Here is a 9,884-nt window from a genome sequence, read left to right on the forward strand (position 1 = left end):
ACCCGCACCGCGCCCGAACCCGCCCCCGCACCGGCACCCGAATCCGCTGCTGACACGTCGGACACGGGAACGACACCCGCAACGGCCCCCGACCGTCCGGCGTGAACGCATACGGCACCCCCGCCGGCGCCCCGCCCCCCTGGCGGTCCTGAGCGTGACGCCGGTCGCGGGCGTACCGCCGCCGCCCCACCCACCCCGCCGCCGTCAGCGGAGGCTGCTGCTCGTCGCGCCGGGCCTCGGCGAGGCCCTTCGCATACGCCGTGTAGGCCTTCGGACTGGTGAACCACACCGAGGGGTCCTCGGCGAAGACCAGCGCCCGCTTGGCGAGGACGTACCCGAACTCCTCCGGCGTCAGATACCCCAGCTTCTGCGAGGACGCCGCGTCCTCCCGATACGCGTCGAGGAGCAGCCAGCCCGCGCCGAGATACGTCGTCGCCGTGTCCGTGAGGATCTCGTTGTCGCGCGTGCCGGGGAAGGACAGGCCCAGGCGGTGCAGGTACACATGCATCACCTCGTGGGCGAGGGCCGCCCCGATGTCCCGGCGATGCGCGCGGAAGCGGTCGTTGAGCTCGACGAAGTACTCGGGCCCGGCGGCGAGTTCGACGTTCGCCGCGTGGGTCATCTCCCGGAAGCTGACGATCATGCGGGCGTCCGGCAGGTGGTAGTGCCGCACCAGCTCGTGGGCCACCCGCTGCGCGCCCAGATACAGATCGTCCGTGTCGCAGAACGCCACGTCGGCCGGGGCCACACTCGTCGCGAACGTCTGGACGGTGTCGTACGACAGCCGCTTGTAGAGCGCGGTGATCGAGGCCCGCACCGTCTCCAGGTGCGGGAAGCCGTGCTGGACCGGTCCGCCGTTCGCCACGCCCGTACCCCCAAGACGCCTGGAACCCGATTCCACTCTACGGGGAGGTGAGGGGTTTTTCCCCGGTGAGGTTCCACGCCCGAGGCGTGAGATCCGTCCTTGTCAACCATGCCACCTGATCTTCATACTGCGGGCCGCTCAACACGCCATGAAAGGACGTATGTTGACCCACAGCTCGCCGAAGAGAAGCGGCATGACCCTGGCCAAGAGAGCGGCGGCGGTGGGTGCCGTCGCGCTCACGGTCGCCTCCCTCCAGCCCCTCAGCGCGAACGCCGCGTCCACCCGCGTCGTCGGTGGAACGCCCGCCGCGCAGAACGAGTTCCCGTTCATGGTCCATCTCTCCATGGGCTGCGGCGGGGCGCTCTACAAGAAGGACGTCGTCCTGACCGCGGCCCACTGCATGGACGGCTCCGGCAACAACACCAGCATCACCGTCACCGCGGGTGTCAACGACCTCGACTCCTCCGCCGCGATCAAGGTCAAGTCGACGAAGGTCAAGGTGGCCCCCGGCTACGACGGCAACGGCAAGGACTGGGCGCTGATCAAGCTCGCCCGGCCCATCGACAAGCCGACGCTGAAGATCGCCACCACGGACCGCTACAACCGCGGCATGTTCACGATCGCCGGATGGGGCGACACCGTGGAAGGGGGCGGTACGGGCACGACCAAGCTCCGTAAGGCCACCGTTCCCTTCGTCGCCGACCGCGTGTGCAAGCGGCACTACGGGAACCGGCTGGTGTCGAAGGAGGAACTGTGCGCCGGCTGGCAGAGCGGCGGCATCGACACCTGCCAGGGCGACTCCGGCGGCCCCATGTTCCGCAAGGACGACGCCAACAAGTGGATCCAGGTCGGCATAGTCAGCTGGGGCGACGGCTGCGCCCGCACCGGCGTGCCCGGCGTCTACACAGAGGTCAGCACCTTCGCGAAGGACATAGCCCGGGCGGCGAACGCCCTCTAGGCGGCCGCCGCACCAGGAGTGCGTCAGACGGCCCGGAGGACCGGGGCACCGGCCTCGCCGGACCCCGACCGGGCCGTCCCCTCCAGTTCCAGGACCCACACCTCGTTGCCGCCCTCCCGCAGGATGGGACCGGGGACGTACAGCGAGCGCTGCGGTCCGGTGGACCAGTAACGGCCCAGGCCGAAGCCGTTGATCCACACGAATCCACGGGTCCAGCCCGGCAGCTCCAGACGGGCGTCACCGGCGCCGCGCACGGTGACGGTGCCCCGGTACAGCCCGGGGGCGCCGTCCCCCGGCAGCTCCCGCGAGGGCACCGCCCGGACCTTCTCGAAGTCGTCGAGCGCCTCCAGCCGCAGCCCACGCGCGCGTACGTCGTGCAAGTACTGCCGCTCGTGCAGGACGCCCCCGGTGATCCCCTTGCGCTCGCCCAGCCGCGGCCCGTAGTTGACCCTCCCCAGGGACTCCACCCACAGCTCCACGCGCGCGTACCCGGCGACGGGCTCCTTGAGGCACCCGTCGTCCTCGGTCAGCACCCCGGCGCGCTCCCCGTCGACGTACACCACGGCGAGGTCCCGCAGCCCGCGCACCGTCAGCGGATACGGCTGCCGCGGCCCCGGCACCGTCACCTCGTACCGCACCAGGCCCCGCTCGACGCCCAGTTCCTCGAAGGTGGGCGGGACGGGACCGGACGCCTCCGCGCCGCCCAGCGTCTCCAGTACGTCTCCCAGGGACGCCCAGTCGGTCAGGTCCGCCGTGGCCGCGGTGCCCAACGGCACGGGTGCGGGCGGGACTTCGGGCAGAGGACCCTCGGCGTACTCGGCGAGGATCTCGCGGAAGGCCCAGAACTTCGCCGTGGGACGGCCGTACTCATCGATCGGCGCGTCGTAGTCGTACGACGTCACGTCGGGCTCCAACGGCCCGTCGTGCAGCACGCCGCCACCCCGGTTGGCGCCCGCCCAGCCGGCGAAGTTCGTGCCGCCGTGCGCCATGTACAGGTTGACCGACGCCCCGCACTCCAGGATCTCCCGCAGGGCCGCCGCCGCGTCCCGGGGATCCCGTACGACATGCTCGCCGCCCCAGTGGTCGAACCAGCCGCACCAGAACTCCATGCACATCAGCGGACCGTCCGGGCGGTGCCGGCGCAGCGTCTCGAACGCCTCGCGCGCGTGGGAGCCGAAGTTCACCGTCGCCAGGACCCCCGGGACGGAGCCGCCGGACAGCATGTGGTCCTCGGGGCCGTCCGAGGTGAACAGCGGGACCGTGACTTCGAACTCGCGCAGCAGGTCCGCCAGACGACGCGGATACTCCGCGTCCGAGCCGTAGCTGCCGTACTCGTTCTCGACCTGCACCATGATCACCGGTCCGCCGCGATCGATCTGCCGGGGCACGATCTCGTGCCGCAGCCGCCGGAACCAGCTCGCCACGTACCCCAGGTAGCGCTCGTCACGGGTCCGCGCGCGTGCGCCGACCTCGGCCGTCAGCCAGTGCGGCAGCCCGCCGTTCTCCCACTCGGCGCAGATGTACGGCCCCGGCCGCACGATCGCCCACAGCCCCGCCTCCCGGGCCGCGTCCAGGAACCGGCCGAGCGACTGCACATCCCGGCTGTGGCCCGGCGCCGGCTCGTGCAGGTTCCACGGCACATATGTCTCCACGCAGTTGAGGCCCATCGCCCGCAGCATCGCCAGCCGGTGCCCCCACTGCGCCTCGTGCACCCGGAAGTAGTGCAGCGCGCCGGACAACAGCCGCACCGGCCGCCCGTCCAGCAGGAAGTCCTCGTCCCCCACCCTGAACTCGCTCATGCGCCCCACCCTCGCCCCTGGCGCAGGTCAGGGTCCATGGACAAAGATCGGCGCTGCTTGGACGGAAACCGCACGCAGTGGGAAGGGCCGCGGATGTACCACACCTGGATGCGGTTCTTCACGCCCGGCCCGGCCCATCACCGGCTCGGCCTCGTCTGCCTCGGCGTCGGCCTCCAGTACGGCGCCCTGCCCACCGTCGGGCCCCGGGTCCTCGACCACCACGTCGCCGTGGTCATCAACGCGGGCGGCGGCTGGTACGAGGGCCCCGACGGCCGAAGTACGACCGTCACCGCGCCCGCGCTGCTGTGGCTCACCCCAGGTGTCCCGCACCACTACGCGCCCGACCCGGGCACCGGCTGGGACGAGGGCTTCGTCGACTTCACCGGGCCCGCCACCGCCTCGTACACCGAACTCGGCTACATCGAGCCGGACCGCCCCGTGGTGCCCCTCTCCGACGCCTCCGGCCCGCGTGCCGTCATCGGGCGCATGGCGCGTGCCGCCCGCCGGGACAACCCCCTCCTGGAGGTCGAGACCGGCGCCGCCGTCCATGAACTCCTCGTCGCCCTGCGTCGCGCGCGTGCCGACCTCGCGCCCGACGGCGACCAGGTCCTCAAGGCCCTCGCCCGCGACGCGTGCCTGCCGCTGACCGTCGCCGACCACGCCGCCCGGCACGGCATGACCCTCGCCGAACTGCGCACCGCCGTACGGCGCGGCGCCGGATGCAGCCCCAAGGACTACCTGCTCGGCATCCGCCTGGGCCGGGCCAAGGAACTGCTCGCCGCCACCGAGCTGCCCGTCGCCGCCGTCGCCCGCCGCGTCGGCTACGACGACCCCGCCTACTTCTCCCGCCTGTTCACCCGCCGCGTCGGCATGGCCCCGGTCCGCTTCCGCGCCCAGCAGAGCCGCGTCGTCCCCGGCGGCTGGAGCAACCAGGTCCCCGATCCCGACGATCCACCCGTGATCGAACGAACGATCACCTGAAGGGGCCCCGTAGGCTGGGCGCTCATGACCAGCAACACGTCCCCCAGCGGCGTCGACCCCGCTGTCCGCGAGGAACTCGCCCGGCTGCGCGACAGCATCGACAACATCGACGCGGCCGTCGTCCACATGCTCGCCGAACGCTTCAAGTGCACCCAACAGGTCGGTCATCTCAAGGCCAAGCACCAGCTCCCGCCCGCCGACCCCACGCGCGAGGCCAGCCAGATCGCCCGCCTGCGCACCCTGGCCGAAAACGCCAAGCTGGACCCCGCGTTCGCGGAGAAGTTCCTCAACTTCATCATCGCCGAAGTGATCAGGCACCACGAGAGCATCGCCGAGGACGCCCTCAACGGCACCGGGCCGACCGCGCATCGCCCCTAGGGCCCCGCCCCCGACGCGAACGACGCAAATGTGACGACAGGATGTACACAGACCCTCCCGAGGGAGTGACACGGCGGCCCGGGCGGGGCATGCTGCGCTGTGCACCGCATGCCAGCTGACACGCACTCCCCGTCAGCGCCCCCGGACATACTCTGGATGTCCACGCGGGAGGGACGTCGGGCCATGCCGTCGGATGCCAAGATCCTCATCGTCGACGACCACGAGGACACGCTGTACGCGCTGGAGAGCGCCCTGGCCCCGCTGGGCTACCGACTGGCCCGTGCCACCAGCGGTGACGAGGCGCTCAAGCAGGTGCTCCGCGGGCAGGTCGGCCTGCTGCTCCTGGACGTCCGTATGCCCGGCGTCAGCGGGCTGGATGTGGTGCGCTACATGCGGCGAGTGGAACAGACCCAGCACATACCGGTCATCCTGCTCACCGGCTTCGGAGCGGACCAGGAACTCACCTCCGCCGCCTTCGGGCTCGGCGTCGCCGACCTGGTCATGAAGCCCATCGACCCCTGGGCGCTGCGCACCAAGGTCCGCTACCTGTACGACGCCCACGAGCGCCACCGTGCCCTGGAGCTGGAGGTCCGCGCGTTACGGGCCCTGGTCAAGGACGACGACACCGAGACCGAGGAACCCCAGCCGCGCCCCGCCCTGCCCCACCCCGACGCCCGCGTCCCGCCCCAGCGGGACTGCCCGGCGGCCACGCCGGCCCAGGAACGGACATAGGGCACGTACTGATCCGCCTCTGTGCCTTGTCAGCGCCATCAGGCAGCATGTCCTGCATGTCCGTACTCACGCGCGACGAAGCGCAGACCCGTGCCCAGCTACTCGACGTTCACCGCTACACGATCGAACTCGATCTGACCACCGGGGACGAGACCTTCGAGTCGCGTACCGTCATCACGTTCACCACGCGCGCCGACGCGGACACGTTCGTCGAGATCAAGCCGGCCCAGATGCGCTCCGTCACGCTGGACGGACACCCCCTCGACCCGGAGACCCTGGACGACAACCGGCTGCACCTGAAGGACCTCACCGCAGGCGAGCACGAACTGCGCGTCGACGCGGCCATGTGCTACTCCCGCACCGGCGAGGGCATGCACCGCTTCACCGACCCCGTCGACGGCGAGACGTACCTCTACACGCAGTTGTGCATGGACGACGCCCAGCGCGTCTTCGCCGCCTTCGACCAGCCCGACCTCAAGGCCGTCTTCGACCTGTCCGTCAAGGCGCCCGAGGGCTGGACCGTCCTCGCCAACGGCATCACCGAACACCTCGGCGACGGCCGCTGGCAGGCCGCACCCACCCCGCGGATCTCCACCTACCTCGCCGCCGTCGCCGCCGGCCCCTGGCACTCCGTGCGCGCCGAACACCGCGGCCTGCCCTTCGGCCTGCACTGCCGCCGCTCGCTCGCCCCCTACCTCGACACGGACATCGACGAGCTCTTCGAGGTCACGCGCGCGTGCTTCGACCGCTACCACGAGAAGTTCGACGAGCCCTACCCCTTCGACTCCTACGACCAGGCGTTCGTCCCCGAGTTCAACGCCGGCGCCATGGAGAACCCCGGACTGGTCACCTTCCGCGACGAGTTCGTGTACCGCTCAGCCGTCCCGGACACCGAGCGGCAGACCCGCGCCGTGGTCATCGCCCACGAGATGGCCCACATGTGGTTCGGCGACCTCGTCACCCTGCGCTGGTGGGACGACATCTGGCTCAACGAGTCCTTCGCCGAGTACATGGGCTACCAGACCTGCGCCGAGGCCACCCGCTTCACCGACACCTGGACCGACTTCGGCACCGCCCGCAAGGCGTGGGGCTACGACGCCGACCATCGCCCCTCCACCCACCCCGTCGCCCCCGAGACCGTCGACGACACCGCCTCCGCCATGCTCAACTTCGACGGCATCTCGTACGCCAAGGGTGCCTCCGCGCTACGGCAACTGGTGGCCTGGCTCGGCGAGAAGGACTTCCTCGCCGGCATCAACACCCACTTCGCGCGCCACAAGTTCGGCAACGCCACCCTCGCCGACTTCATCGACTCCCTCGCCACGGCCACCGAACGCGACGTCCACGCCTGGGCCGACGCCTGGCTGCGCACCACCGGCGTCGACCTGCTCACCCCGGCCGTCACCCGCGGCGACAACGGCACCTACACGCTCGCCGTCGACCACGCCGGCAGCCGCACCCACCGCATCGCCGTCGGCCTGTACGACCAGGACCTCGGCGACGGCGAGGGTCACCTCACCCTGCGCGAACGCCTCGATCTCGACGTGCCGCAGGCCACTCCGCAGCCCATCGGCAAGCGCCCGGCGCTGCTGCTGCTCAACGACGGCGACCTGACCTACGCCAAGGTCCGCTTCGACGCCGAATCCTTCGAGACCGTCCGTACGAGCCTCGCCGGCCTGCCCGACCCGCTCACCCGCGCGGTGGTGTGGAACGCACTACGCGACGCCGTCCGCGACGGCGAACTGGCCGCCACCGCCTACCTGGCGGCCGCCCGCGCCCACCTCCCGCGCGAGACCGAACTCGCCATCGTCCAGGCCGTCCTCGCCTTCGCCGCCGCCCAGGTCACCGACTGCTACCTCGCCCCCGAGGAGCGGCCCGCCGCCCTGGTCACCCTCTCCGCCCTGTGCCGCGACCTCATCCGCCGCACCGAGGACGGCGACAACCCCGGCCTGCGCCTGATCGCCGTACGCCGCTTCATCGACGTCGCCGCCCACCCCGACACCATCGCCGCCTGGCTCGCCGACGGCACCGTGCCCGGCGGACCCGAACTCGACCCCGACCTGCGCTGGCGCGTCCTGGGCCGGCTGGCCGTCCTCGGCGCGGTCGACGAGGCGGCCATCACCGCCGAGCTGGAGCGGGACCCGAGCGCCACCGGCCAGGAGGGCGCGGCGCGCTGCCGGGCCGCCCTGCCGGACGAGGACGCCAAGGCGAAGGCATGGGACGCCATGTTCGGCGGCGACGGCCGCGCCGATCTGTCCAACTACCTCTTCATCGCCACGGCCCAGGGCTTCTGGCAGCCCGAACAGGCCGACCTGCTCCGGCAGTACGTGCCGCGCTACTACAAGGACGCGGTCGCTGTCGGCGCCCGCCGCGGCCCCGCCATCGCCGACGCCGCCGGCCGCTACGCCTTCCCGGCGTACGCCGTCGACGCCGACGCCCTGCGGCTGGGCGAGGAGTGCCTGCGCGACGGCGAGCCGGTCCCGGCGCTGCGACGCAGGCTCGCCGACCAACTCGACGACCTGGCACGGGCGTTGCGGGTGAGGGAGGGCTAGGGGGTGTTTCGAAGGTCCTGTGCTGTGCGGGATTTGAAACACCCCTAGTCCTTCCGACGTAGGGCCGCGCTGGTTCCCAAGGCCGATGCGTGGGCTGACCTTCCTTCCTAGGCTCGACAGGCCCAAGGAAGATCAGCCCTCGGCCCAGGAGGAACCCTGTGATCGTCGTGACCGGCGCCACCGGCAACGTCGGACGTGCCCTCGTCGAGCGTCTCGTCGACGCGGGCCGGCCCGTGCGGGCGCTCACCCGTGACCCCCAGCGGGCCGGACTCCCCGCGCGTGCCGAGGCCGTCCGGTTCGACCCCGGTCGGCCCGCCGCGCTGTTCGAGGGCGCGACCAAGCTGTTCCTGTACGTCCAGGCCGCCGGTGAGCAGGCCGAGACCTTGCTGGCGGCCGCTCGCGCCGCGGGCGTCCGGCATGTCGTCCTCCTCTCCTCCGGGATCATCCAGGAAGGCGCCGACGAGGCCCGCGCGTCCCACTCGATCCACGTCATCCACGCCACCGTCGAGCGGCAGATCCGCGACAGCGGCCTCGCGTGGACCTTCCTACGCCCGAACGCCTTCGCGGTGAACGCCCTGCACTGGGCCCCTCAGATCCGCGTCGGCGACCGGGTCCGGGGCGTGTTCGCCGACGGGCTGGGCGCGCCGATCCACGAGGACGACATCGCGGCCGTCGCCGAACGCGCCCTTCTCGACGACGGTCACGAGGGGGCCGTGCACCGGCTCACCGGACCCGAGGCGATCTCCAACGCCGGTCAGGTCGAGGAGATCGGCCGGGCTGTCGGCCGTCCCCTGGAGTTCGTGGAAATGCCGCCGGAGCAGGCGGGCCCGGAGCTCTTCCCGTCCCTGCCGCCGCAGATGCTCCAGCCCCTGCTCAAGGCCTTCGAGGCCACGGTCGGCGTCACACCGGAGATCACCGACACGGTGCAGAAGATCACCGGCGAACCCGCCCGCACCTTCGCCCGATGGGCCGAGGACCACGCGGACGACTTCCGGAACTGAGGAGCCGGGACCGCCCCACCCGAGCCCTCTACTCCGCGACCCGCGGCGCGCATCATCCGACACGCGTTCCCCGTACGGAAATACCCCCTTTCGGGTTCCGATCATTGGGCTTTTCGGGCGCGAACGCGCATCGGCGTACAAGCTGGAAGTCCTTCTTGCCCAGCGCCCGGGAGGACACGATGAGCACACCGCCGTCGCTCGCTTCAGGCCCGGAAGGCCCCCACGCCCTGCGGCCGTTGCTCGACACCGTGCTCGACGCGCTGAGTGAGGGCGCCGGGGCACGCGGGGGCGCACTGCCCCGGGGCGGCCCGGAAGCGGTGGCCGCGCGCATGCGGGACGCGGTCGGCGACGTACTGCCGGTCGAGGGCGACCCGAACGCCCTCCACACCGTCGTCCGCGCCCTCGCGGAGACCGCCGCCGACCCCGCCGACCCCCTCTGCACCGCCCACCTCCACTGCCCGCCCCTCGCGATCGCCTCCGCCGCCGACCTCGCCGCCTCCACCCTCAACCCCTCGCTGGACTCCTGGGACCAGGCGCCGGGTGCCTCGGAGTTGGAGGCGCTGGTGACGGGGGCGCTGGCGCGGGAGGTCTTCGGCACCGAGACCGCCGAGACCGCCG

General features: G+C 71.7%; 8 protein-coding genes and 1 pseudogene. 7 read left to right on the forward strand and 2 right to left on the reverse strand.

The features are described 5' to 3' along the window. The coding region (locus ADK36_RS05775; protein WP_053196584.1) for a hypothetical protein at positions 1–865 on the reverse strand (865 nt) is incomplete at its 3' end. 193 nt (positions 866–1,058) lie between these two features. On the opposite strand from ADK36_RS05775, the gene ADK36_RS05780 reads away from it, so the two are divergent. After that, positions 1,059–1,823, forward strand: coding sequence for a S1 family peptidase (locus tag ADK36_RS05780; protein ID WP_048587389.1), 765 nt, complete (start codon positions 1,059–1,061; stop codon positions 1,821–1,823). A 23-nt stretch (positions 1,824–1,846) separates the two neighbouring features. On the opposite strand, the gene ADK36_RS05785 is transcribed toward ADK36_RS05780, so the two are convergent. Next, positions 1,847–3,622, reverse strand: a complete 1,776-nt coding sequence (locus tag ADK36_RS05785) for a glycoside hydrolase family 35 protein (protein ID WP_053196586.1) — start codon at positions 3,620–3,622, stop codon at positions 1,847–1,849. 93 nt (positions 3,623–3,715) lie between these two features. On the opposite strand from ADK36_RS05785, the gene ADK36_RS05790 reads away from it, so the two are divergent. The 6 genes and pseudogenes from ADK36_RS05790 to ADK36_RS05815 all read left to right on the forward strand — a co-directional run. Then, positions 3,716–4,603, forward strand: coding sequence for a helix-turn-helix domain-containing protein (locus ADK36_RS05790; RefSeq protein ID WP_053196588.1), 888 nt, complete (start codon positions 3,716–3,718; stop codon positions 4,601–4,603). A 24-nt stretch (positions 4,604–4,627) separates the two neighbouring features. Further along, on the forward strand, positions 4,628–4,981 hold the full coding sequence (locus ADK36_RS05795; protein WP_048587384.1) for a chorismate mutase: 354 nt from the start codon (positions 4,628–4,630) through the stop codon (positions 4,979–4,981). 183 nt (positions 4,982–5,164) lie between these two features. After that, positions 5,165–5,713, forward strand: coding sequence for a response regulator (locus ADK36_RS05800; protein ID WP_048587383.1), 549 nt, complete (start codon positions 5,165–5,167; stop codon positions 5,711–5,713). A gap of 56 nt (positions 5,714–5,769) precedes the next feature. Next, a complete protein-coding gene (gene pepN / locus ADK36_RS05805; protein WP_053196592.1) occupies positions 5,770–8,265 on the forward strand; it encodes an aminopeptidase N in 2,496 nt (831 codons plus the stop codon). 158 nt (positions 8,266–8,423) lie between these two features. Further along, the gene (locus ADK36_RS05810) at positions 8,424–9,266 is read left to right on the forward strand and encodes an NAD(P)H-binding protein (RefSeq protein WP_053196590.1); all 843 of its coding nucleotides are present in this window, start codon (positions 8,424–8,426) and stop codon (positions 9,264–9,266) included. 179 nt (positions 9,267–9,445) lie between these two features. Continuing rightward, positions 9,446–9,884 (forward strand): annotated as a pseudogene (locus tag ADK36_RS05815) (aspartate aminotransferase family protein); the annotation flags it as partial.

The sequence above is a fragment of the Streptomyces viridochromogenes genome (genome assembly GCF_001270495.1).
Lineage (GTDB): Bacteria > Actinomycetota > Actinomycetes > Streptomycetales > Streptomycetaceae > Streptomyces > Streptomyces viridochromogenes_A.

Bases quoted from the DNA above. Each gene is read 5' to 3' on its own strand.
- ADK36_RS05780 (WP_048587389.1), top strand. From the start codon at position 1,059: ATGACCCTGGCCAAGAGAGCGGCGGCGGTGGGTGCCGTCGCGCTCACG.
- ADK36_RS05785 (WP_053196586.1), bottom strand. From the start codon at position 3,622: ATGAGCGAGTTCAGGGTGGGGGACGAGGACTTCCTGCTGGACGGGCGG.
- ADK36_RS05790 (WP_053196588.1), top strand. From the start codon at position 3,716: ATGTACCACACCTGGATGCGGTTCTTCACGCCCGGCCCGGCCCATCAC.
- ADK36_RS05795 (WP_048587384.1), top strand. From the start codon at position 4,628: ATGACCAGCAACACGTCCCCCAGCGGCGTCGACCCCGCTGTCCGCGAG.
- ADK36_RS05800 (WP_048587383.1), top strand. From the start codon at position 5,165: ATGCCGTCGGATGCCAAGATCCTCATCGTCGACGACCACGAGGACACG.
- pepN (WP_053196592.1), top strand. From the start codon at position 5,770: ATGTCCGTACTCACGCGCGACGAAGCGCAGACCCGTGCCCAGCTACTC.